Below are 26871 nucleotides of genomic sequence, written 5' to 3' on the forward strand. Positions count from 1 at the left end.
GGGAGGTGGGCGGTGTTCGAGTCGGGGGACGGGCCGGTGCATCCGCCCGCCGATCTGCAGAAGTTCCTCAAGGTCACGCTGGGGATGGAGTGGCCGGAGGGCAACGTGCGCAGTATGCGCGCGATGTCGCAGGCGTGGGCCGACATGGTTCCGGTGCTGACGGCCTTCGCGGCGGACGTGCGGGGGCGGGCCGGTGATCTGGACCGGGCGATGGACGGTGAGTACGCGGAGGAAATGGGGAAGTGGCTGACCGGGACGCTGGCGCCGTCCCTGGAGCAGTTGCAGACGTCGGCCGATCAGCTGTCGGCGATGCTGCGCAACGCCGCGGCGAACGTGGAGAAGGCGCAGATCCTCATCATCGTGGCGGGGACGTTCGCGCTGGCCCAGGTGATCGCCCTGCTCGCTTCGCTGATCTTCGCGTGGATGGCGCCGGCGGTCGAGGCCGCGGCGCAGCTGACGATGCGCATGATCATGCAGCAGCTGATCAGCAAGCTGGCTTCGTTCGCGATCGAGAAGGCCAGCTGGGAAGCGGTGAAGCAGGCGCTGAAGAGCGCGGTCCTGCGGATCATGCCGTGGGTCCAGCAGACGGCCATCGAGGTCGGGGTGTCTTCGGCGATCGGCGCCGGGGTGATGTCGTCGGCGGACTACTTCACCCAGCTGGGACAGCACAAGAATCACCAGCGCGACCACATCGACGGGACATCGGTGTGGCAGGCGGCCGTCGGGGGCGCGATCGGAGGTGCGGCGTCGGGGTTCGCGTCCGCCGGAGCCCGGATCGTGGTGTACGGGGCGAAGTCGGCGGCCGCCGAGTTCGGCAAGAAGATCCCGGGCGGGCTGCTCGCGCTGGGGCATATCGGCTACGCGGCGGGGCAGGCGGTCTCGGTCGCGGTGAGCAACCCGATCGTGAACGCGGTGCTCCACAACCCGGACGCGTTCTGGGGCGGCATCCTGGGCGCGTTGTCGGGGCATGGCCGTCCTCACCTGCCTGACCGCTCCGGCGGCGAGGGCTGGATGAAGCTCGACCCTGGGAACGTCGACCTGTCGTTTCCGGGCGGCTCGGAGAAGCGGCCGAGGTATGAGGAGACGGCGTCGCCGAGCGAAAAGCCGCCCGGTCACGAGGAAGCGCCGGCGGAGAAGATCACCGAGAAGCCGCGGCTGGTCATCCCCCAGCAGACCACTGAGACGGTGGATGGCCAGCGCCCGGCGTCCCAGACGGCGAACGGGAAGGCCGGCGCGACCGAGGGGCAGAGCCCGGTGTCCTCGGCGTCGAACGGGCAGGCGGCCGGTGCTGGGGCGGCTCATGGGGAGGTTCCGGGTACTGAAACGGCTGGTGCGCAGGCTCCGGCGGCTCCTGGGGCGCTTGGTGGGCAGGCGGCCGGTGCTGGGGCGGCTCATGGGGAGGTTCCGGGTACTGAAACGGCTGGTGCGCAGGCTCCGGCGGCTCCTGGGGCGCTTGGTGGGCAGGCGGCCGGTGCTGGGGCGGCTCATGGGGAGGTTCCGGGTACTGAAACGGCTGGTGCGCAGGCTCCGGCGGCTCCTGGGGCGCTTGGTGGGCAGGCGGCCGGTGCTGGGGCGGCTCATGGGGAGGTTCCGGGTACTGAAACGGCTGGTGCGCAGGCTCCGGCGGCTCCTGCGGCCCTCGGTGGGCAGCCCGCCGTGACGCGGCAACCGGTCACCAGCGGGGGGACGCAGCTGGGGCAGTTGTTCACCTCCGCCGATGCCCAGCCGTCCGCGGGCGCGGTGCACCCGGGGACAGGTGGGCTCTCCTCGAACTCGTCCGGGCAGCCTTCTGCGCAGCCCGGTGGCGACGGTCGTCCGGTCGCGGGCGCCGGTGGGCAGTCGCCGGAGTCGGCGGCGCGGCCGGTCACCAGCACGGCGGGGCAGCCGTCCACGCACGTGGGTGGACCGGCCCAGCCGAGCGTGACCGAGCCCGGGCACGTAAAGCCGGCGACGGGCCAGTCCGTCACGTCCACGGAGGGCGGACCGCCCTCCATGGGGGTGAGTGCGGGGCAGCCCGGGGGGAATGATGTCGTGCGGCCGGGACAGTCGGCGCCGGGCGGTGGGCGTCCGGAGGCCGGTGTGGGTCAGCCGGGTGGGAATGATGTCCTGCGGCCCGGGCCGTCTGCCGCAAACCAGGGTGGGCGTCCGGAGGCCGGTGTGGGTCAGCCGGGTGGGAACGATGTCGTGCGGCCCGGGCCGTCCTCGCAGGGCAATGGGGGTAGCGCAGGTGGCCGGCCGGGGGCCGACACTTCCGGGACCGGTGCGTCGGCCGCGCAGCAATTCCTGCGCGGGGAGGGCTCCCCGGCGACGCCCGCGGCCGGGGGGCGTGACGGTGCCGGAGCGCAGCCTGTCCGGACCGAGGGGGGCCGGCCCGGTGACTCGCCCGCGGCACCGCCGCCGAAGGGTGGGGGCGACGGGCCGCCGGTCACGTCTTCTTCCGTGGGGGCGGCCGGGAAGCCGCCCGGCGCCGACGGCCGGGCGCACCTCGAGCCGGCGCACGCGGCGGAAAGCCGGGCCGCGGACAAGGCCGGCCGCGCGCAGGCCAAGCCGGGTGAAAGTACCGATTCCCGGGATGGTGCCGACGCGCAGGCGGCGGCGGTGGCGGCTCAGCTGGCGTTGAGCCGGCCGGACGCCCAGCCCGGGCCCGCGCACGACGGCCGCCCGGCGGCGCCGGGGACGGGCCCGGTGTCCGCCGTGGAGTGGAACGCGGTGCGCGATTCGGTGCCGCCGACGCGGCACCGCGGCGAACGGCTCGATCCTGGTGGGCTCACGCAAACCCGCTTCGACGTCCGGCGAGCCGAGGTGGCCGAGGGCCGGTGGGTGCGCGAACTGTCGGTGCCGGTGGACCTGGTGTCGACCTCCGGCCGGGTCGACGCGAAGACGCGCCGGGCGTGGGCGCAGGATCTGCAGCGGACGCTGGATGAGCGCGTCAACGGGCGGCACCGGTTCCATAACGGCGACCAGTTGCACGTCGTACTCGACGCCGGGACGCCCAACGGACCGCCGCGGCCGGGCTGGGAGCGGGACGGCTCCCGGCGCGTGCCGGTCGACGTGGCCGAGGAACAGGGGCGAAGCGGCCAGCTGAGGTGGCGGCTGGGGGACACCGACGCAGCCGTGGGCCGGCTTCTGCAGTTCGTCGGGGTCGACGGGGTGCCGCGGGAGCCGGTGTCCGGACGAGCCGAAAGCGGGCCGGGCGGTCGGCTGGGTGATGCGGACATCGCAGCGATCGAGACGACGATCCGCGACACGCCCGCCGAGGCGCCCGAGGCGCGTCCGCACGAGGAGGCGAAACACCCGGCGGTCGTGGCGGGTCCGTCGGGTGAGGTCGCGTGGCCGCAACGGTGGGCGGGGCTGGGAACGTCGTGGGTGCGGGGTGCGGACGGGTGGTACGTGGCGGAGGGGCCCGGGGTGCTGGACCGGGTCGGCGACGAGCCGGTTGCCGTGTCCCAGGGGGCGCGTGCGGTGTTCGACGCGGCGGGCGGACTGCGGCACGTCGTGCTGGACAGCGGGGTGAGTTTCGAACGCGGCCTGGACGGTGCTTGGTCGCCGCCGCGGACGCGGGCAGGAGATGTCCGGGCGCGGAAGACGGACGCCCAGCAGCGGCTGGCTCGCGCGGACGGCTCGTCGCTGGTGGATCTGCCGCCGGAGAGCGAGGTGGTGGTCGACCGCCACGGTGACGGGGAAAAGGTGGTGGCGTACCGGCAGCTGAAGGACGAGCAAGGCAAGTGGCTGCCGAAGCCGCGGGTGTTCGTACCCGAAGAAGGCGGCGGCTGGGTGGAGCACGCGACCGACGCGGTGGCCTACGAGGGGTGGCTCGCGAGTGCGAACAAGGCGCACGACGCGGCACTGACGTTGTGGGACATCGCGGCGCGTTCGGGCCTGGATGTCCCGGCGGAACGCCGGCTGACCGCCCTGAGCGACGCGAAGCTGAAGGAACTGTATTCGCGGGGGCCGGAAGCGGACGCCTTCGCGGCGGTGTTCGAGCTGATCCGCCGGAAGAAGGGGATCGCGCTGCGCTGGACGCAGGTGTCGGCGGTGCACGCGTTCGGCAAGGGCCAAGTGGTCAACATGGCGGCGGGGGAGGGGAAGTCGTGGCTCTTCTTCGCACACGCAGCCGTCAACGCGATGCGGTCCGATGTGGACGGTGTGCAGGTGACCACGACCCGGGGGAACCTGGCGGACCGGGAGCTGACGCATTACCAGGATCTGCTGGGGGAGCTGGGCGTGGACGTGCACCGGCTGAACCCGGACAAGCCGCCGGCGGCTCCGCAGGCGGGCCGGCCGACGGTGTACCTGGGCACGGCGGAGGACGTCGGATTCACGTACCTGCGGCACGAGACATTGCCGGGACAGCAGCGCAAGGAAGATCCGATGGTGCTCTCGGTGAGCATCGACGAGATCGACGAAGCACTGGTCTATTCGAACTCGCAGTACATCCTGAGCGAGGGGGTGCAGTCCGCGGCTTCGCCGGAGGCGATCGCCCAGGTCGGCTGGGCGCACGACCTGGTGCGGGACGGCATGGACAGTGGCTGGCTGCAGGAGCCGGACTTCGGGCGCCGGCCGGGGCAGGCGGGCGGTCCGGCCCGGCTGACCGGACCGGGCCGGGAGAAGGTGGAACTGCTGCTGGGCCGGCCGCTGACCGAGGAGGAGGTCACGCGGGTGAACATGGCCGCCGCCGCGCAGTGGGAATACCGCGAGAACGTGCACTACGTCGAGCACGAAGGCAAGATCTACATCATCGACCAGACCACCCACAACGTCCTGTTCAACCCGGAGACCAGCTCGGAAAGCCGGTGGAACGGCGGACTGGCGCAGGCGGTCGAGTTCAAGCACGGCCTGCAGGTCCGCAGCGACTCGGCGAGCAGCAAGAGCGTGACCGCGCACGAGCTGCTGTCCATGAAGGAGTACGGGCAGAAGACCGGGGCGTCGGGGACGGCGAACGGCCACGGCGCGAAGTTCGCCGAAAAGGGTATGTCGGCGGCAGTGGAGGACATGCCGCGCTACTACGAATCCCGGCTGAAGAAGTCCGCCGACGTGGTGGCGGCCGACCGGGACGCGAAACTGGCCAAGATCGCCCAGGACGTGCGGGCCATGCAGTCCCCCGGTGGTTCGCAGCAGCCGCAACTGATCCTGGCCACCGCCAACGACGAAGTGCGCGTGCTGTCGGACATGCTGGAGGAGATGGGCGTCCCGCACGAGGCGATCGACGCGAAATGGCAGGTCCGGCAAGGCAAGAACGTCGACCAGGAGTTCAAGCGGATCATCGACGCGGCCGGGGCGCCGGGCAGAGTCCTGGTGATCAACATGCAGGGCGCGCGCGGGGTCGACATCGGCACCACCAAGGAAGCCAAAGAACGCGGGGACCTGTTCGTGCGGATCACCGCGCACTCCGAGATCTCGGCCGACATCGACGTGCAGGCCGAAAACCGGGCCGGCCGCAGCGGTGGCGGCGGTGAGGTCGTCTACTACTCCTCGCCGGAGGACCAGATCTACCGGCTTTCCGAAAACCCGGACGTGCAGCTGGCGGTCATCAAGTACACCGACGCGGTCGAGACCGGGGACGCCAGGGCGCTGGCCGCGGCCGAACAGGACCTGCGCGATCTGGTCATGCCGCTGCAGCCCAACTCAGGGCACCCCACCGTCGACACCACCACGTCCCGGCCCAACGCGCCCCCCGCCGGTCCCGCCCCCGGCACCCGTGCCCCCGACGAGCAGGGCCGGACCCGGCCGCCCGACCGGCCGGCGCCGGCCGCGCAGCCCACCGGACGTCCGGCCGCGCCGGAACAGCGCGACTCCCGGCCCGATGACGGTGACCGGGAGCGGGGCGCGATCCAGCTGACCTATCACGAAGCCCTCGCCGGTGCGCTCAACACCGCCGAGCGCGACTTCGCCGAGCGCCTCACCCGCTGGAAGGCGGCGAACCCGGAAGCCGTGCTGACCGAGCAGCACGTCCAGCGGATCCACGACGAATTCCTCGCCGGCCGCGACGCCGAATTCGAAGACCGCTTCGGCGCACTGCGCACCCAGTCCGTCCCCGGCCACGACATTCGCGCGGCCTGGCAGGCCTGGCTGAACCACCCCACCGGCGCACCGGAGGACCTGGACGAGGAATTCACCCACGCAGCGAAGGCGCCGGTGCGCGACAGCGTGCCCACGGCGGCGCCGGAATCGAGCGGGCCGGACGTGGCTGCGCGGGACCTGGCCGGGGACGGGGTGGTGCTGGCCGGGGACGGGGCGGTCGCGGGCGCCGACGGGGTGAGTACGGGCCGGCTGCTTCCCGAGGTGGCCGAGTCGCTGCCGGCGGACGTCGTGCGGCAGTGGCAGCGGGCGCGGGAGGTGCTGGGGTCGTCGAAACTGCCCGCGGCCGTGGTGGACGCTCTGGCCGTCCGTGCCGGGCAGATGCTGTCGGATGTGTACCAGACTCAGACGTTCATCGCGCCGGTGAGCGAAGCGCAACGCGACCTGATCGCCCGCGACCGCGTATTCGCGACGATCGTGGCTGCGCAGCGGGTGACCGATCACACGAAGGGCTTCGATACCGACTCGGCCGAGCAGCGTGTGGTGAGCCTGGCCCGTGAGCTGGCCGCGCGCGCACAGGCACCACGGACTCGCGGGGCACGAGGAGCCCGTGGCGAGGCGGGCGAAAGCTCTCGCAGCGGCGCCGCGGGCGGCGTGGTCCCCGGCGATGAGCCGGCCGCGGCCGCGGAGCCCGGTCCGGCTCCGGCGGCGGTGAACCCGGTGGTGGAGCAGCTGCGCACCTGGCGGCCGGCAGTCTGGGACGGGTCGCAGACGTGGCGTGGCCGGCTGGAGCAGGCCCTGCCTTCGCTGCCGCCGGAGTACGCGATGCCGGCGGACCAGGGCAGGCGGTCCGGACCGGCCTGGGAGCTGCTGAAGTCCTGGGCGCGGGGCATGGAGGGGACGACGAACCCGCGCTTGGGGCGCGTCGTCACGGGAGCGGAAGTAGAGCAGCTGGCTGGGTTCCAGCACCCCCGCAAGTGGGTGTACGACGTGTGGCGCGCCACCAAGCGGCAGGCCGCCGCGGCGGCGGCCCGGACCGGCGCAGCACCGGCTACGGGAGACGCGAGCGCGGCGCAGAGCCCGCAGAAACTGTGGGAGGGCCACTTCGCGGGCCGGTCCGGCGTGATGGTTCCGGACGACCTGGACCTGCTGGCCGGGCAGGTCGAAGCGGTGCTCGCGGAGCAGCGGACCCGGAAGGAGAGCGGGCGGATGCCCGTGGACCTGCGGTTGGTCATGTTCAGCGCGGAGAAGGGCGGGAAGAACCTGCAGACCATCCTGCCGCGGCTGATCCGTGCCCACGCGCAGGTGCTGGAGAAACTGGCTTCGGCGGGGGCACCTGGCATCAAGGTCACCAAGGTGCTGTTGACCGCGCAGCCCGGCAAGGCGCGGCTCGAACTGGTCCGTCACCCGGACGGAGATGGCTTGCCGTTGGCGCACTACCGCGACCTGACTTCGGTGAACCTGACGCTGTTCAGCAACACGAACGAGATGCCGGAAGTGCACGCGGAGCAACTGCGGCTGGTGGCGGCGGGCGCCGCCCGGCGCGCACAGGCCGGTGCGTTGCCGACTTTCGTGTTCGAGCTCGGCCTGGTGAAGGGTGACACCGAGCAGGCGCAGTCCGAGCGCGATGCCTATTTCCGGCGCCTGGTCGGCGAGGGCCTGAACGACGGCCGTCCGTCGCCCGACCTCGTTCCCGAGGTGAAGATCAGTTACCTGGGCGCGGCCCGGTACGGGGAGATCCCCGTTAGCCTTTCCCTCGGGGAGGAGGCCAGGTCGGACGGCGAAGAAGTGTGGACGACCAGCCTGCAGAGCGCGAAGGCGGGAATCTACCCCCACGACCTGGCGCGGCTCGACGCGTGGCTGGCCAAGGCGGCGGAGCTGTCCGTCGAACGGTACGAAGCCGACCGGCCGCCGCTCGAGCTGCGCATCACCGCCCATCACCACCCGGCGAAGACACCGGCCGAGAAGGACGTCGTCCAGACCGGTTCGGACCAGGTCTTCCGGTATCTGAGCCGCCGTTTCGCCGAGGTGCTGGCCGGTCGCTGGCCCGAGACCGGACCGGCCGCGGTGGGGCTGACCTTCCCAGTGGGCGACCGGCCGGTGACCAAGGCGGAAACGGAGGCGGGGAACTATCGCACCGGGATAGTGCTGACGGTCCATCCCGACGCGCACCCCGGCTGGACGAAGGCCGACTACCGGGAGGCCCACGAGCTGACCGGGCTCGCCTTCGTGGAGGGGGCCGCCAAGCTGGTGGACGCCGCGGTGTGGCAGGTGCGGCAGGTGGTGTCCGGGGCGGTCGCGCGGGCGATTGAGCGCGCGGCCGCGGCCGATGACCGCACCGGCGCGGTGGAGTCGATCACGATGGTTCCCGTGCGGGTCGCGCGCGAGCCCGCCGACTTGGGCGAGGAACGGCGGAAGTACCTGTCCGCTCTGGTCAAGGACCTCGTCCAGGAGGCGGTGGCCGAGGCCGCAGCCGACCGGGACGGCCTCACCCTCCGGCCGCCCGCGGTGGCTGTCGAGGCGGTCGAGGTGCGGCCGAAGGGAGTGCCCTTGCTTCAGGTTGTCGTCGGAAGGCCGGCGCTTGCGGCCGAGCCGGGTGACCGGAAGCGGAAGCACGTGGAGTACCACGCCCGGAAGAAGAAGCTCGTCCAGGGCGACGTGCTGGGCAACTGGTGGCAGGAACCCGGGAAGATCGGCCTGCAATGGCGCGGCGCGGCGACCCTGCCCGAGGCGGATCTGCAGTCCCTGACGAAATGGACTGAGGAAGTCTTTCCGCTGTTGCGCGCTCGTGAGGACGCCGATCTCGAGCCGCTCTACATCGAGGTCGTCCGTTACGCGCAGCGCACCGGAGATGCGGCGGAACGGCGCCGGATGGCGAACGCCGACCGGGAGCGTGTCGGGAACCTGCTGGCCATGTCCGCACAACGGGCCGGTTATCCGGATCTGTTCGGCGGGCATCCGGCCCGGTTCGTGTCGGCGGTGGTGCGCGGTCACCTGAACCACCGGTCCGGCATGGAAGTGTGGTTGCGGCCCGATCCCGGAGGATCGGTCGCGGGATATCGCGCGGCCCGAGTGCTGGACCTGGTGTTCGGGCCGGACGAGGCCGAGCTGGCGCCGGTGGTGGAGTGGCGGCTCCGGTGGATGCTCGGAAGCGTCGCCGAGCGGGTGCGGGCCGGGGGCGAGCGGCCGAACCCGGTGGCTGTGTCGGTCGAGCTGGTGTCCGGCCCCGGCGTGGAAGCGGTGAACGCTCGGCTGGCGGCGTTGAACCGGTTGCTGGGGGACATTTTCGGCGACGCGCTGGGCGATCGAGTGGTCGTGGATCTGCAGGTGCAGGAGGCCGCCGAGTGGCCGCGGAAGTTGACGGCCGGGTCGGTGACGGTGGACGACGAGCGGGCGCCCGCGGCGCCGGCCGGCGTGGTGGTGCCCGGGCCGTCGCACCTGGTGCTGCCGCCCTGGCGCGGTGAGCTGAGTGTCGTTCCGCGGCGGAAGCGGCCGCGGGAAAGGCTGAAGGACGCCCGCCGGCTCGATTCGCGCTCACCGGCGGAGGTGTCGTTGCTCGGGCGGGAGGAACTTGCGGAACTGAAGGCGTTCACGAAGCGGTTTGCGAGGCAGTGGCGGGCAGTGCGGGGCGAGGTGGGAATGCCGGACATCCGAATCCGGCTGACCATGCCGCAGTTCCAGGCCAAGTACGAAGACGACACGCTCGACTTCGTGGTCGAGGAGCTGCGGAATCGGCTGCGCGAGTCCGGCGTGGATCCGTCCGGCTGGAAGTTCAACGAGTTCATCCACCTCTCTCAGTCCATTCTGGTCCCGCATGTTTCGGTGACGGTCATGCCGTCGGCGCTGGTGACCGAGGAGCAGGTCGGCGCTGTGCCCCGCTGGGCGGGGAACTTCCTCGGCAAGTCGGCCGTGGTGGACACCACGGCGATGCGTCCGGAGATGAACGAGTTGTCGCCGGCAATGCAGTGGCAGGTGCGGTCGTGGCTGAAGGCGGCCCTCGGCACCGCGGTGAGTGCCCGGGAAAAACCACTGCTGCTGGTCGAAATGGTCGCCAAGGGCGCGAACCAGTTTCAGCAGCGGGTCGGATCGGTGCGTTTCGTGGCCTTGGCGGTCCTGCGGTCGATACCGGACGGGCCGCGGGATCCGGACGGGTTCATCAACGACCACTTCCGGTTCCGGGTCGGCGCCGACTGGGATGCGCCGGGCGTGGACCTGCGGCTGTCGGCAATCCCGGCCAACCTCGTCGCGACGGTGGAGGCGGCGCTCGCGGCCGATCCCCTGGCGCGGCCCGAGGAGCCGGGCGAGCCGGAAGCGTTCGTGCTGGACGATGTCGCCGACGGGCGGGCCGCCACGGGCGCGCGGCCGGAAGGCCCCGGCACCACTCCTACCGGTGACGCGGGGTCGGTGGAGCCGCAGGAACCGGGTGCTGTCCATCCCGATCCGGAGCAGCGGGCGCCGGACGCCGGCGGTTACGACCTCGACGCGCTCATGGCCGACTTCGATCCCTCCTGGGTTCACGGCGGGTTCGAATTTCCCTTCGGCGAAACGACGTCGTTCGAGATGGACACGAGCGCGTTCGCCGCCGGGGATGCGGTCTTGGGTGACCAGGGCGGGTTCGAATTCGAGCCGGGGGGCGGCCTCGTCGGTGATCTGCTGACCGGTCGGGAGATGTCGGTCGACACTGGAGATGACGGATTCGGGTTGGGCTTTGCTGCGGATGGTGTGCCTGCGTTGTCCGAGGACGACGAGTTCGCCCGGAATTTGGATCTGTTGGCGGAGAACCCGGACGGCTTCGAGTTCGGTATCTATGACGACTTTGGTGCGGCGTGGGGGGCCGAGCACGGCGATGGTGCGGCTGGGGTGGTGGATTTTGATGATCCGGTCACTCCGGTGGCTGTCACTGGTGGGCGGGGGGTTTCGCCGGGGCGTGCGGGTAGTGCGGCGCGGGCGAGGGCGCGTGCTCGGGCGTCGGCGCGGGCGGAGTCGGTGGGGGCGGGTTTCGACGAGGTGCGGGTGGGGGTGGTGATCGGGGATGTGGAGTCGCCGGTGGGGCGGGCGGCTCGGTGGTTGCCGGTGGAGCGGGGTGTGTTCGGGGTGGTGTTGGTCGATCACGGCATGCGTGATGCGCGTCAGGTGATTGATGCGTTGTCGGCTCAGGGGTGGAATGGGGCGGATCCGGTTCGGTTGTATGCGTGCAATGTCGATGGTTTGGAGGTTTTGGCGGGGGAGATCGCTCGGGTGGCGGGGGTGGCGGTGGCGCGGCCGGTTGATTTGTTGTGGTTGGGTTTTGCCGATTCCGGTCCGGCTGTTCGGGTGGGTGGGTTCGGTGTGGATGGTCGTCCTCGGCTGGTTGAAGGGACTTCGGGCGGTGGGTGGGTGTGGCATCATCCGCCGAAGGCGTTCGATCCGGCGGGGTGGATCGAGCCTGGTGGGTATGAGTTGCCGGTGCCGCTTGATGCGCCGCCTCGGCTTGGGCTGGACCGGCCGGAGCACCTGGCCCCGCCGGTGCGCCGGCACGGGCGGTCGGCGTCGGAGGCGACTGCGCTGCGTCCGGGTACGGAAACCGGCTTGCGGCGGGCGCGCGTGTTGTCGGACGCGGCAACGGGTGTGGCGGTGCAGGACGCGGCGCTCGGCGGTGCGGCGGACGCCGCGGTGCTGGCGGGGCTGGAGCGCGCGGAGCGGGCGCGGCTGGATCGTCCTGGCGTGCTGGGGGAGCCGGACTTCTCGGGGGTCCGGGAGGCCGTGCTGGTGCAGCTGGTTGAGGCCGGGGAGAAGCGGGGGGACTGGCAGACCTGGGTGGAGGCGGCGTACCCGGACGAGGTGCTGCGGCAGCTGGATCGCACGCTCGAGACGATCCACGACGCGGACCGGGGAGTGGAGGTGGAGGTTCAGGCGGTACGGATCGGCGCGCCGATGGACGAGGTCCAGGCCGTGGGGGAGATCAGCCACGAGCAGGAAAGCCGACGGCGGGCGAGCGAGGTCACGGCGGAGGCGAGCCGGACGCCGGTCAACCCGACGAGCCAGAGCATTCCGGCGGGGCCGGTGACGGTCGGGGTGGCGATGAAGGACCCCGGGACGTCCTCGGTCGGCCGGATGCGGGCCACCAGCGAAGTGCACGAGATGACCGAGGTACGCGAGCGAGGCGAGGTGTCACGTTCGGACCACGTGGTGGTCCACCGGGTCCTGGTGCGCCCGCGGCCGGGCCGGCTGCGGCACCGGAACCGTCCGGGCGAGGTACGGGAAGTGCCGGTGCCGATGCGGCTGGAGTGGCCGCGGCACAACGAGGGAACGGGGCCCAGCGGTCGGATGGTGCCACTGGCGTACCCGCAGGCACCCGCCGACGCGACCCCGGAGCAGCTGACGGCGATGTTCGAGGCGTTCCGGCAGGCCCGCAAGGCGATCAAGTCGGTGCGGTTCACCGGTTTGGCGGGGTTGTTCGACCGGATCGTCGACGAGCTGAAGCTGGACCGGGCCGGCGAGGTGGCCACGGAACTGGACCGGTGGCTGGACCGGATCGGCCCGGAACACGGCGTCGACCTGTTCACCGGCGGGGTGGTGCGGCGGACGTTCGCGGTACCCGGCGCCAAGCGGCCGGTGGAGATCATGCTGGCCCGGCAGCTGGATCCGGCCGCGGTGGCGAAGTTCGTGGGCCGGGTTCAGCAGAGCGTCGGGCACCGGCGGCACGCCAGCGACAGCCACGGCGTGGAGCACCGCGACACCCAGGGGTGGGGCGGCGACGTGTCGGTCGGGCTGGGCGAAGACCTGCTCGGCCTGGCCGGGGGAAAGCTCACGGTCGGGGTTTCCTACGGGCGCCAGGCCGAGCACGCCGAGCAGCACGTCGCGGGGGTGGCGTCCGAGGCGACCGAGCAGACCAGCGGGGACGTGGAGAAGTACGGGGTTCCGTTCGCGTTCGTGGTGTCGGCGGCCGAGACCGACCAGTCCGCGCGCCGCGAGGAAGAAGGCGGCCGCCGGCTGCGGAAGCTGTGGCACCGGCACGAATCCCCGCGGATCGCGTTCCCGTTCCCGGCCCGGGCCCGGTTGGTCATGGCCGAGGAGAACGATCCCGACAGCGACCGGTCCAGCGGCTCGGGCAGCCGGTCGGGTTCCGGCTCCCGCGGACCGGCGGGGCTGCCCCGCAACCAGGTGCCCGACTACGTGCGTGGCGCGTGGCAGCTGACCGAAACCACGATGGCCGACCTGACCGGTCGGATCGTGCGGCGGCTGGTGCTCGACGGGGTGATCCCGGAGACCGGCGCCCACCGGACCCGGGATCGGCTGGTCGAGTTCCTCGACGACAAGAACACCCGCGCCATGCTCGACGGCGGGGACGGCGTCCGGTTCCCGCTCGAGGGGGCCGAGCAGGACCTGTTCCTCGACGGCGACCTGGACCGCGACCACGGCGGGTACCTCGGGCCGGTGCCGCGCAAGGACCTCGCCGGGGTGATCACCACCAGCGACCAGGAACGGGTGGAACAGCGACGCCGGCGGGAAAAGAAGGTCGGTGTGTCGGTCGAGGGCGAGGCCGGACCGGTCTCCCTGTCCGGCGCACTGGCGCTGGCGGAGAAGAAGGACCGCGGCGGGCTCATCTCCCACACCGTCGGCCGCCGGCAGTCCTGGACCGGTGACGGCGACATCCACCAGTACCGCTACGCCGTCCGCATCCAGGCCAGGCTGGGTACCGACCGGGATCACCTCGACCCGCCCCTGCAGTGGCGCGACGAGAAACCCGCCGCCGCGGCTTCCGCCGAACCCGAGTACCGGTCCGGGCTGACCGGCCGGGTCGGAATCAAGGTCGCCGCCCGGACCGGGCTGGGCGCCGAACTCGATCCGGCGCCGGTGGCCGAGGAGACCGACTGGCTGGACGCGGACTCGGTGGGAACGGCGCTGCTGCCGCCGATGCGGCCCGGCGCGCTGCCGGCCGACTACGACCTCGACGCGGCCGCGCCGGTGCGGGGCCTGGCGTCCACGGTCACGGAGATGCTGCTGCGGCCGCCGGCCGAAGGCGCCAAGGGCAAGGTGTCGTCGGCGGCGAAGCGGATGGTGCTCGGTCCGCGGTCCGGGCCGCTTGGCCACCGCACCGAGGGCGAGGAGGTCGCGTCGGCCTCGCAGGAGGCGTTGGAGACGTGGGCGAGCTGGACCAGTCGCCAGGGGCGGCTCGGGCTCGCGGCCGGGCCGTCGGACGTGCTGACGCTGGAGAGCTACAACCCCGGCAGCGACCTCGGCCTGGGCGGGCGGGACCTGATCGGTACCGCGGCCCTGACCAGCCTCTACGGCAATCCGCGGATCGTCGACCGGGATCTGCGGCACACGTTCACCGGCACCGAGACCACCCAGACGGTCATCGGCAACGACAGTCGGAAGCAGATCGGGGTGCCGGCGTCCTTCGGGGTGTCGGCGTCGGCCGGCGAGGCGTTCACCGGGGGCGGCGAGGTGTCGGCCGGGTACCACCGCGGCCCGGCCGCGAACGAGCTCGACGTCGTGGCCACCCAGGACGAGCGCGAGCGGGTCGAACGTGGCTACCTGGTGGAGTTCGATGCACGGCACCTGCTGGACACCTCGGTGCGGGAGAGCCTCACCGGCCCGCTGGGCGGCAAGCACGACCGTCCGGCCGTCACGGATCAGAAGGTGAAGTTCGTCCCCCGTGCGGTCCGGGTGTGGGTCCCGGCCGGTGAGCTGCCGTCGATCGGCGAGCTGTCCGCGCACGACGTGCAGCGCAACCTGTTCCCCGAGGACCGGCTGGCCCATGCCGCGGCCCGGGCGGCCGCCGCGCAGCCGCCGGCCCCGACGCCGGCCCCGACGCCGGGCAGCGGGTTCGAGCCGGGCACCTACGAACCCGCGCGGGCGGATCTGGTGGCCGACCTGGTCGACGGGCTGCGGGCGCGGCTGCGGGACTGGGAGAAGACCATCACCGACGCCAAGGTCGCCGCGGACTACGCGGTGCTGCACGACGCGATGGTGCGCGCGTTCGGCAACCGCCTCGTGCTGGGCGGCTTCGACGTCACGATGCGCAACATGCTCAACGGCGGCGATGAACTGTTCGCCGCGCGGATCGGCAAGTCCGGCAAGCTGGAACAACTGGTCCTGGTGAAGGCGGAGCGAACGGCGACGCGGCCCCACGGCGGCGACGTGCAGCACACGCACCGCTCGACGGTCACCACGAACCGGCTGGTGCGGGAAGGCGTCGTTTCGACGGTCGGTTACGGCTTCACCGGCAAGGGCACCCCCGCCATCCCGGCTCCGCAGGTGTGGGGCGCGGCGTTCGTCCTGGGCGGCGCGGTCGAACCCAAGGTCACCGCCGAAGGCAGCCGCACGAAGCGCGCCGGCAAGGTCCGCACGGAGAAGCACACCACGGTCTACACGCACACCGGCCGGTCCGACCGGCGCGAGCACGGCCTGAAGGTCGAGATCCTGCTGCGTCCCTGGGCTCGCTCCGGGGTGTACCGGCGGCAGATCCCCCTGGTACGCAGGACGCCCGTGCGGAACCTCGAGACTCTGCCCGGTCTCGAGCTGGCGGCGGCTTTCCGCTCGACGGTTCCGAAGTTGTCCGCCGGCCGCGACCGCCTGGACGAGAGGCCCGGTTCGCTGCGGGAGCACTGGCGCCGGGACGGCAGCCCCTCCGGCATCCCCGCCGAGGCCACCGTCCTGCCCTGGCCGTTCGCCGCGCCCAAGCTGCAGGACCAGCTGATGTCGCTGGTGAAGGAGCTGAATGCCCGCCGCGGGCACGGATTGCTGGCCGGTACCCGCGCCGACCAGCTGAGTTACCACTTCTCCACCGCGCTGACCGAGGCCGGTTACGTCGTGACGGTGGACAGTCAGACGGTCGCGAGCGTCGCGATCACGTTCGACCTCACCGACCGGGAGCTGTTCGGCGCCATCCCGGGCGGCACGGTGAGCAGCCACCACGACTCCGGCGAGGACGCCGGCGACGCCGTCGCGAAGTCCGGCAAGTTCACCGCGACCCCACTCGGCGGCTTGCCGGCCGCGCTCGCCGGCGACCTGGCCGTCTACACCAAGGAAAAGACGCAGGAGCTGTCGAAAGACGAACCCGACGCCACCCACGGCGGGACCGGACAGGAGCGGGCGGCCTACTTCGTCAAGGCCACGCTCAACCCCACGATCACCCTGCGCTACCACAACGGCAAGACGTCCGCCCCCATCCACCTCGGTCCCGACGGGGAAGTCGGCTTGCGCGCCGACGAAGCCGGAGTCACCGCCCTCGGCCTCGATCCTGCGGCGGCACGCCCCGCGACCGCGACCGGCCCGGGCCCGGCGTCCGCGACCGGGCAGCCCCGGCGCAGCTCGGCCCCGCCCACGGCCACCGGTCTCACCCGGCACGGCTCGGCGCCGGCCACACGCGACCATGCGACCGCCCTGACCCGCCCACTGGCCATCGGCACCCCTGCTGTCCGGGCCCGGGTCGGCGCGATCGTCGGTGACTCCGGCTCGAAACCGGGGCGGGCGGCGGCCTGGCTGCCGACGGAGCAGGGGGTGTTCGGTCTCGTCCTGCTCGACCACGCGCTGCGGGATGTCCCCACCACGGTGGCGGCGCTGCGGGCCGGGAACTGGAACGGGACCGACCGCATCCGCCTCTACTCGTGCAACGTCAATGACCTCGCCGGCTTGGCCACGGCACTGCACCAGGCGGTGAACGTCGACCTCGCGTGGCCCAAGGGACTGCTCTGGCTGGGCGTGGGCGCGCCCGGGACTGCCGTGCGGGTCGGTGACGGCACGTTCGACGGCCATGGCCGTCCGCGGTTCCGGAAGCTCGATGACGGCTGGAACGGCGCGGTGAAGAACCGCAAACTCGTCAAGCGGACCCGCTTCCCGCACTACAACGAGCCGGCTCCGGCCGACGCGCCGCCGAACCTGGGCCTCACCAGGCCCGAACACCTCGGCCCCGATGACCCGGTGCACCCGGTGCACCCGGGGGTCGCCGAGCTGGAGAGCTGGCGGCCGTCGGGGGTGGCGGGGGAGCCGCGGACGTGGCGGGAGCAGTGGGCGTGGTTGCACGCGAACGGCCGGTTGCCGGTGGATTTCCCGGTTCCGGTGGTGGGGGAGAAGCCGACCGGGGCGGCGTGGCCGGCGTTGCGGCAGTGGGCGCGGGGGATGCTCGCGGAGACCGGCGTGGACGGGAAGCCGCTGCACGGCCAGCCCGCGATCCGGGCCGCGGCCGGGCCGGACACCCTCGAAGGCGCGTTGGCCAACTGGGCGAAGGAACGGCCCAGCCGGCAGCCGCGGGCACGGCGCGCTGGCTCCGGCGCCACGGTGCACCCGGGGGTCGCCGAGCTGGAGAGCTGGCGGCCGTCGGGGGTGGCGGGGGAGCCGCGGACGTGGCGGGAGCAGTGGGCGTGGTTGCACGCGAACGGCCGGTTGCCGGTGGATTTCCCGGTTCCGGTGGTGGGGGAGAAGCCGACCGGGGCGGCGTGGCCGGCGTTGCGGCAGTGGGCGCGGGGGATGCTCGCGGAGACCGATGCCGAGGGCAAGTCGCTGCACACCCAGCCGGAGATCAAGAAGGCGGCGGGTGAGAGCACCCTCGAAGGCGCGTTGGCCAACTGGGCGAAGGAACGGCCCAGCCGGCAACAGCCACAGCCGGCGGCGGCCGGGCCGTCGAGGGCGGAGCCGGATCGGACCGGTGCCGAGGAGCCGGCGGCCTCGGTCCCGCCGTTCGCCGGGGCCCATTGGGATCCCTTCGCCGGCGGCGCCGAAGCCCTGTGGGCCGGCAACTTCGCCGGGAAAGGGGCTGCGCAGAAGTTCGACTCGCTGGTGCAGGCCGACCTCGATGCCCTGCGGCAGGTGGTGCAGGCGCTGGTGCCCGAGCTGCTGCGCCGGGCCGAACTCGGGCTGGAGCCACCGGATCTGCGCGTGGTGTACAGCCTGGCCCGGCAAGACACGACGAAGCTGCTGCGCCCGGGGATGCAGCGGCACCGCGCGGAAATCGTGCGCATCCTGCTCGAGCTGATCGACGAAGAGCTCGCCGCCCGCACCGGTGGCAATCCGGCGATGACGTCCGCCCGTCTCGGGCTCACGGTCGACTCGTTCTACTGGCGGAAGAAGGACGAAGACAATTCGCCCGGCAAATACTCCCTGCTTCGTTTCCCTGACCCCGGATTGCTCGCGGACGAGTACCGGAACCTGACGTCCCTGCAGCTGGAATTCCCGCTCGGTGTGGCGGAGCTGCCGGCGGCTCACCTGAACCGGCTCCGTTCGCTGCTTCGCGGGGTGGCGGCGAAGTGGTTGCCGGTCGGCACCGGCAAACTGCCGCCGATCCGCCTGGAGTTCGTACGGCCGGCCCGGGAGAAGATGCAGGCCGGGGAAGACCGGCTGGTCTACCTGGACGCGCAGCTGCGGTCCGTCGTCGGCGAAGAGCTCGTCCGCCACGACCCCGAGCGGCAGTTGGACGAGGTCCTGCCCGAGCTCGAGATCGTGCCCCCGGAGGTCGGGCAAACCCCGACGAACGGCGCTTGGCTGACGGTGACGGTGGGCGACGCGCCGCTGCCGAGTCGCGCGACCGGCGACGACCAGACGGCGGAGATGTCCGAGCCGGAGCAGGACACGGCGGGACGGACGCCGTTGCTCGCCCGTGCCGAGTGGGATCCGGCCGTCGGTGGTGCGGAGAAACTGTGGTCCGGGAACTTCGCCGGCACCGGCCGCGGGCAAAGCACCGAGGAACTGGCCCCGGCCGACGAGGCCGCCCTGCGGCAGGTGGTGCGTCAGCTGGCGTCCGACCTGGCAGCGGGCCACGGCCGGGATCTGCGCCTCATCTACGGCTGGCCCGAACAGAGCGCCGCGAGGCTGCAACGCCCCACCGTGCAGGCGCGTCTGCGGGCGATCCCGCGGATCCTCCGCCGGCTGATCGACGAGGAAATCGTCCGCCAGTCCGGCGATGGCTTGCTGACTGCCACCGCTCTGGGCCTGCGGATTTCGGCTCTGTACCAGTGGAGGAAGAATGACGCGAAGTGGGCGTTGTGGCGGTTCCCCGACGCCGTCGGCCGGGCGGACGAGTTCCACGGGATGTTTACGCTGCACCTGGAATTCCCGCCCGCTCTGGTGGAACTGCCGGCGGCGCACGCGCACTGGCTGCGTGAGGAGATCCGCGACGTCGTGGCGACGGCGCTGGCGTCCGGGGCACCCGCGATGCCGCCGATCCGCCTGGAGATTGTGCGAGCCGCGCACGAAACGGCGCAGCTCCACGAGAACCGGGAAGCCTATCTGCGCGAACTGGTCCGCGGCGTCGCCGCAGTGGAGCTCGCGAGCCGTCACGCCGACCGGCAGCTTGCGGAGTTCTTGCCCGACCTGAAGTTCCCGGAGCTCGGTACCGCCATGACGCCGAAGGGCAGCGGGGCGCGGCTGACGGTGAGCGTGAGCGACGTGCTTGCGGAGCTCGGGTCGTGGCGGCCGTGGTCGTCGGATTCGGCGACGTGGCGGCAGGCGTGGGAGCAGGCCCACGCGCGAGGTTTGTTGCCCTACGACCCGCCGGTGCCGGGTAAGCGGCCGACGGGAGCGATCCGGCCGGTGTTCCGGAAGTGGGCGCTGGGCATGCTGGGGGAGAGGGTGGCCGGCCAGCGTGCCTTCACCCAGCGGGAGATTGCGGCGCTGGCCGGCCCGGTGATGGTTTCCGCCGACACGCTGGGTGAGTGGGCGAAGCTCCTGCCCGGGCAGGACGGCTCGGCGGTTTCGGATGGGGAGGTGCTGGGTGGTTTGGTGTCGTGGCGGCCCTGGGCGTCGGATTCTCCGTCGTGGTTGGCGGAGTTGGGGTTGTTGCGGGAGCGGGGGGTGTTGCCGGCGGCGTATGCGGTGCCGGGTGTGGGGGAGGTCGCGTCGGGGCATACGGCGAAGCTGCTGAAGGCCTGGTTGTTGGGCATGAAGGACGTGATAGATCCGGGTAGTGGGTTGCGCGTCACCGGACCGGATGTGGCGCGGTGGGCCGGCGGTGGCTTGCTCGAGCTCACGAAGCTGCGGCAGCTGCGGCGGGAAGCCGACATACGCGAACGCCGGGCGGCCGGTGCAGAACCGGGTGCCGACGCCACCGATCACCTTGACGTCGTTGCGGAGCTCGGGTCGTGGCGGCCGTGGTCGTCGGATTCGGCGACGTGGCGGCAGGCGTGGGAGCAGGCCCACGCGCGAGGTTTGTTGCCCTACGACCCGCCGGTGCCGGGTAAGCGGCCGACGGGAGCGATCCGGTCGGTGTTCCGGAAGTGGGCGCTGGGCATGCTGGGGGAGAGGGTGGCCGGCCAGCGTGCCTTCACCCCGCGCGAGATTGCGGCGCTGGCCGGCCCGGCGATGGTTTCCTTCGAGGCGCTGTATCTCTGGGCGAAGGCCCAGCCGACGGAGAACGTCGAAGTCGCCGACGATGCGGACGGCGAAGTGCTGGGTGGTTTGGTGTCGTGGCGGCCCTGGGCGTCGGATTCTCCGTCGTGGTTGGCGGAGTTGGGGTTGTTGCGGGAGCGGGGGGTGTTGCCGGCGGCGTATGCGGTGCCGGGTGTGGGGGAGGTCGCGTCGGGGCATACGGCGAAGCTGCTGAAGGCCTGGTTGTTGGGCATGAAGGACGTGATACGTCCAGGCGGTAGCCGGAGCGTCACCGAAGCGGAGGTCCTGCGGTGGGCCGGAGTTCCGCTTGGAACGGGGCAGCTGCGCGAACGGTGGCAGGCCGCAAGGCTACGCGAAGGTCGCGCATCGGCTTCGGAGGCCGAAGTCGCCCAGCTGCCCGGTGTGTTCGCGGAACTCGAGTCGTGGCGGCCGTGGACGTCGGAGTCGGCGACGTGGCGTGAGCAGTGGGAGAGGGCGTACGCCGAAGGGAAACTGCCCGGGACGGTCCGGCCGCTACCGGGGAGGTGGCCGACCGGGTCGATCCGGATCGTGTTCCGGAAGTGGGCGCTGGGCATGCTGGGGGAGACGGTGGCCGGCCGGCGTGCCTTCATCGCGCGGGAGATCGTGAAGCTGGCCGGCCCGGCAATGATCACGGAGCACACCCTGTTCCGGTGGAGGAAGCTGCTGCCCGTGGACGACGCGGGCTCCGGCGGTGCGGATCGTCGGGTGCTGGACGGCTTGCTGTCGTGGCGACCGTGGGCGTCCGAATCTCCGTCGTGGTTGGCGGAGGTGGAGTCGTTGCGGAATCGGGGGCTGTTGTCGGCGGCGTATGCGGTGCCAGGTGCGGGAGAGAAGGCTTCGGGGCACACGGCGACGCTACTGGGGATGTGGCTACTGGAGATGAAGGGTGTGACACGTCTGGACGGTTCCCCCGTCACCGCGGCGGACGTCGTGCGCTGGTCCGGGGAAGCGTCGATCGAGCCGTCGAAGCTGCGCCACGTGTGGTACGCCGCGGGACGGCGCGGGCGTGTGGCTCCGGTGCCGTCCGCGGCTGCGGTGCCGGCGGAGGACCCCGATCCCGCCGCCACGGCGGAGGAGGTGCTGGACGACGACATCCTTGGCCTCGATGCCCTGGCAGGCCGCCCCGGGGACGAGCACGCGGATGCCGACGACCAACTGGCCGAGCTGCTGAACGCCTTCCTCCACGGCGAGGAGCCCGGCGGGCAGCAGGTCACCGACGAACCGTTCGACCCGTGGGTGGGTTTCGACGAAGAGGACTTCGACTCGTGGCTGGGCGTGGAGCAGGGAAACACCGGCTTCCGTGATCTACTGGATGACTTGGGCTTCCCCGCGGAATCAGCGCACGACTGGCACGATCCGCACGGCCTCGCGGCCGTCCCGGGACCGTCCGGCGTGCCGGCCGACCGGAGCCGGGAGGCCGAAGCTGCCCGCGCCCACCGGCGGCGTCACTCGCGCGCGGACCAGACCGCCTCCCCAGGGGAAGACTTCGTTCCGATGCCGTCCCCGGCGCCGCGGCCCGAGGAACCGGAAACCGGCACCGCGGCCGAGACCGGGACTCCCGTGGCGCCTTCGCGAGGTGCGGATCCGCTGGACGACGAGACGTGGCGGCACAACGACTCCCGGTCGGCCGGCTGGTTCGCCTCGCCGGCCGACCCGCTGCGGCCGGCGGAGTGGGCGCAACTGCGCTCCGGCGCGGAAGTGCGTACGGTCGACACGGAGCTGGCGGATCCGAAGGTACGCGCGGACCTGACCGACGAGCGCCGGTTGCGGCTTGACCGCTACCGCCACTTGGTCCGTTACGACGTGCGCCGGATGGAGGTGCGGCCCGGCCGCTTCGTGCAGGAGTACACGGTGCGCCTGCGGCTGAACGCGTCTTCGGTGCCGGACGAGCAGCGGCGCGCCGTGGCGGAGCAGGTGCGGGCCGGGCTGAGCGACCTGGGAGTCAACCGCGGAATCCGGGTGCCGGGCGGGGACCAGCTGCACGTGCGCGTGGAGTTCGTGGGTCCGGGCGAACCCGCGCACGCCGACATCGTCCTGCGGGCAGCCGACGATCCGCGGGGCAGCGACCAGCTGCGGTGGAACGTGCGGGACGGGCGGAAGCTGGCGCACGAAGTACTGCACTTCCTGGGCATCGTGGACGAAGGGCCGGACCGGGACCGGATCTTCCTGCGCGATCCGGGGCGCAGCCGGGTGGTCCTGGACGACGGGCCGATGGGGGCCGCCATCCACACGGGCGCGGTGTTCAAGCCGAGGCACGCGTGGCTGGTCGAGCGGACGATGGTGGGCCAGCTGGGCCCTGTCGCCGGGTGGAATCCGGTGCCTCCGACATCGGCGCTGCCGGACCTGACCGGGGCGGACGGACGGGAAATCGGCAAGCACCCCATGGTGCCCGTGGCGGACGGGCCGTATGCGCAGCGGCTGCGCGACCAGCTGGACGGTCCGGATCCGGTGGATTTCCGGGAGGTGCTGAACATCCTGCGGCAGGCCAACGTGCGACGCGACGGCGCGGCGTTCGAAGCGGCGTTCGCCCAGGCCTCCGGAACGGACCTCGCCACCGCGCTGGACCAGGCCCACCAGGGTGGCCGGCTCAGTGCCGGGCAGCTGCGCCGGATACAGGACCGGTTCCCCTCCGCCGCCGGGGGTCGTTCCCTCCCGGACGACGCCCCGCCGGTCCCGCGGATCTGGACCGACACCGGGGAAGACCTGTCGGACCTGCCGGACGTGCAGCGTTTTGCCGCTGTCCTCGCCGGTTGGGTCGCCTCGGGGGGCGAAAGCGACGCGCTGGCGTTGGTGGAACGCCTGGACCGGAACCCGCGGGCACTGTGGGCGGTGGCGGGCGCTTACCGACAGCTGACCGGGCGGAACGGCGGCGACCCGCGTGATCTGGAGGAAGATCTGCGGACCGCGCTGCCCGCGGAATCGGACTATCTCGACCACGTGTTCGCCCAGCCTGCGCCGGACGTGGCGGCCTGGCGGGACTGGGCGACGCCGACCGTCGTGGAGTGGGATGCCGCGGTGGAGTGGATGCGCGAACTCCGCGCCATGACGCTTGAGCTGCGCGACCGGTCCCTGCCGGTTCCCCACGAGTACACGGAGGACGGTTGCCACCTCCGAGCGCACCTCGGCACGTTGAAGCTGAAACAGCTGGGCGCCGACAGCCGCGCGATCTTCGTCGCCGACGACAAGGGGATCAAGGCCCCGAACAACGACTTCGGCGATCCCGGCGAGGAGATCCTCTGGGGCTACCACGTGGCTCGGCTGGTCTACGTCCGCCGGTCCGGCGAGCCGGAGTGGATGGTCTTCGACCCGTCTTTGGCGGAGTACCCGCTGACGCAGGCCGAATGGTTTTCACGCCTGGGGATGCGGATTGCGCAACCCTTGATCGAAGGCCCGCTCGAGATCGTCTCCGGGATAATGGATGTCTTCCGCGGGCAACCCGGCCTCTGGGGCCCCAACGGCTACCTGAATGAGCCGTACGCCGTCATCACCGACTCGCACGCGCCGGGATCGCTGATGAGCAACGTCTGGATCCCGACGCCGGAGTCGTTGCGCGAATGGGACTCCTTCCTCCGCACCGGGGAAGAAAGCAGCCTGGTCCGGCACGCGGAGATCGTCGCCCGGCGGAAGCTGGCGGGGCGGATCAAGGACCACGTCGCCGATCTCCACGGGCGCGGGGTCGAAACCGGGATCCATCCGAGCGAGGACCAGGTTTTCGAAGCGGTGCGTTCGATTCTCGTCGGTAGTCCACTTCGGACGGGTCTGCTGGAAGACGTGCCGCGGTTGCCGGACTACCTGCGGCAGACCCTGCCGAACCGGTACGCCGAACTCGAGCGTCTCCTCGCCGACCCGGAAGACGGGGCCGGCGAGGACTTCGTGCCGATGCCCGCGGCGCCGGCGGCGAGCCGCCCGGACGTGGCACCGGAGCGCGTCACCGTGGTGTTCCCCGAGGGGCTGGAGCCGGCTGATCGGCCGGCGATCGAGGACCTCGGCCGAACCGTCTTCGCCGAACGGCTCGACCAGCACCGGCAGGGCCGTCCCCTCACCGCCATCCGGCTGACCGGCTACGGCAATTCTTTCACTGCGGCGAAGGCGACGGGACTCCAGCGCGCGGACACGGTGCGGGCACTCTTGCTGAGCGGCATGGTGGCCGAGCACCGGGAGCGGACGGCCACCGGGGAGAGCTTGCCGGCGCTGGACGAGCTGACCGCGGCGATGGAAACCACGTCGAAGGGCCGCGGCAGTGAATGGTTCACGAGCAGGGCGGCACGGCGCCGGGTGGAGGTGGAGCTGCTCCACGCCCCCACCGACCGGCAGGTCTACGAAACCGCGATGAGCGCGGCCAGGGCGGGCGGCAATCCGATCGACCACCACCCGGACGGGATCCCCGGCGGCGTCAGCTCGGCTCCCGGCGCCCGGGTGGGCTTCGAGATCGAAGCCCAGCTTCCCGGCGAGAACTTCCGGCAGCGGGTCCACCGGATCGGTGCTGCCGTGCGCCGGAAGGGGCTGATCAGCGAGGACGACTCCAGTTCGCTGCTGTCCCCGGACGATCTGCCCACCACCGGTCTGTGGCATTTCGTGGGTGAAGAGGCGCACGAAAACGGCGTCGAGTTCGTTTCGCCGGTGCTCGAAGCGCGGCTGGATCCCTGGCGGCAGGTCGCCGAGGTGACGGGCGCCCTTCAGGCGGAAGGCGCCACCGCGGAAGCCACCGGTGGGCACGTCAACATCAGCTTCGCCGGGCACACGCCGCCGGCCGCCTATGCGAGGGTGGCCCAGATCGTCAAGGCCTTCGAAGCGACGTTGTTCCGCCTCGGGAATCCGGTGCTGTCGAACCGGCAGCGGAACCTCTGGGCCGTGGGGCCGAACCCGTGGCCGCTCGACCCCGAGCAGGTGCGCACGCCGGCGGACGTCCGGCTGCTGAGCCTCGGCAAGTTCGACGCCGTCAACTTCCAGCACGTGCACGGTGACGACGCGACCGACCGGCTGGAGCTGCGGTTCTGGAGCGGCAGCGTGGATCCGGCGGTGTGGCAGGTCCGCGCGGAGCTGAGCCTGGCGATCCTGCGCGCCGCCGCCGACCCGGCGAAGGCCGCCCGGATCGCCGACGCCCTGCGGCGTCCGGACCTGTTGTGGGACAAGGACGCTGCCCCGCTGAGTGAACGCGGGCGGTGGGCTCGGCTGCGGGAGCTGCTGGACCTGCTCGAGCTCAGTCCGGCGGCGCGCGACCAGGTCATCCAGCTCTACGCCGCTACGCAACCTTGGCGGCCGACCGGCTACACCGACGATCGCAAGCGGCTGGCCACCGTCGGGGCGGCGGGCAACGGCCTCGTCTTCCCCGCTCCCGGCGACAGCACGGAGTCCGCGATCCGGGTCGCTGAGTTGCTTCCGCGGTACCCCGGCGTCCAGATCGTCAAGGTCACGACGACCCCGGACCGCAGGCACGTGCGGCTGTGGGACGGGAGCACCCGCACCTTCCGCGAGTTCGCGCAACTGCTGCACCTGCGGTACCAGGGTCTGCGCGACGACCTGAAGTTCGTGATCCTGGCCGACGGAGCGGCCGTCCTGCCCGACGCCCCGGAACCCGGGGAACGAACCCTCGCCGGAACGGTTTCCGAGCACAGCAGGGCCGCGGTGCTCGTCGCGACCGGCTCAGTGTTGACGTCCGCGCAGGGGCAGGTGCGGTCCGGCGCCGTCCGTGCCGAGGCACGGGGCGGCTCCGGCCCGATCTCACCGGCGGGCCGGGATGGGTGCTCTACCGGGACGGCAGGGAACAGGGCAGGCTGGCGATCACGGATCTCACCGAGGCGGTCACCGCCGCCGGGCTGGCCGATCCCGGGCCGATGCGGCGTGGAGTGCGGCGCTCGCCCGCCGCCACCGCCACGTCCGCCGCCGGTCACGACCAGCCGGCGGTCCGGTTCACCGGCGGTGGCCGGCCGGTCGCGGCGGCCGGGGTGGTGCTGGGGCCGGAGCCCGTCGCAACGACGCCGGGAGCCGCCGGCACGCTGGAAGATCCGCTGTCACCGGCGGAACTGCTCGGGCCCGGTGCGCCCCTCGACTTGTCCGATGTGGACCTGGTGCCCCTGTTCGGCGAGCCGGGCCGGGTCGTCGGCGTCTTCTTCCCGAAGCCGGGCGGCGAAGAGGCCGCGATCGTGCGGACGGCGTTCGAACGAGGCGCCGGCGACCCGGCCGCCTACACACCGGTCATCCACCACGGCCAGGACGGTTTCTCCGTCTGGCGGAAGTCCGACCGTACGCGGATCCGGCTGGACGAATACGGTGTCCTGCGGCTGCTCGCCGGCACCGGGCTGCCGGGTGGACAGGCCTGGCGTGCGCGGCCGAAGCTGGTCTTCCTCAGCTGTGACGTGAGCAATCCCGCTTTGGGTGACCGGCTGGGCACCTTGCGGAAACTGTTGCGGAACGACGACTTCCACGGCGACGTGCGCGGTCCCGCCTCCCGGGTGGAGATCATCGAGGACGGCCGGATCCTGCCTGCCGGAAGCCGGAACGACGGTCCGCCGGCGCGGTCGGTGC

The 26871-nt window shown here is 72.0% G+C and carries 1 protein-coding gene; it reads left to right on the forward strand.

The genetic code is table 11. The features are described from left to right. Positions 1 to 12 precede the first annotated feature (12 nt). Positions 13 to 26706: a protein-glutamine glutaminase family protein gene (locus QRX60_RS29550; protein ID WP_285994696.1), complete on the forward strand. Its 26694-nt coding sequence runs from the start codon at positions 13 to 15 to the stop codon at positions 26704 to 26706. Positions 26707 to 26871 lie beyond the last annotated feature (165 nt).

The sequence above is a fragment of the Amycolatopsis mongoliensis genome (assembly GCF_030285665.1).
Lineage (GTDB): Bacteria > Actinomycetota > Actinomycetes > Mycobacteriales > Pseudonocardiaceae > Amycolatopsis > Amycolatopsis mongoliensis.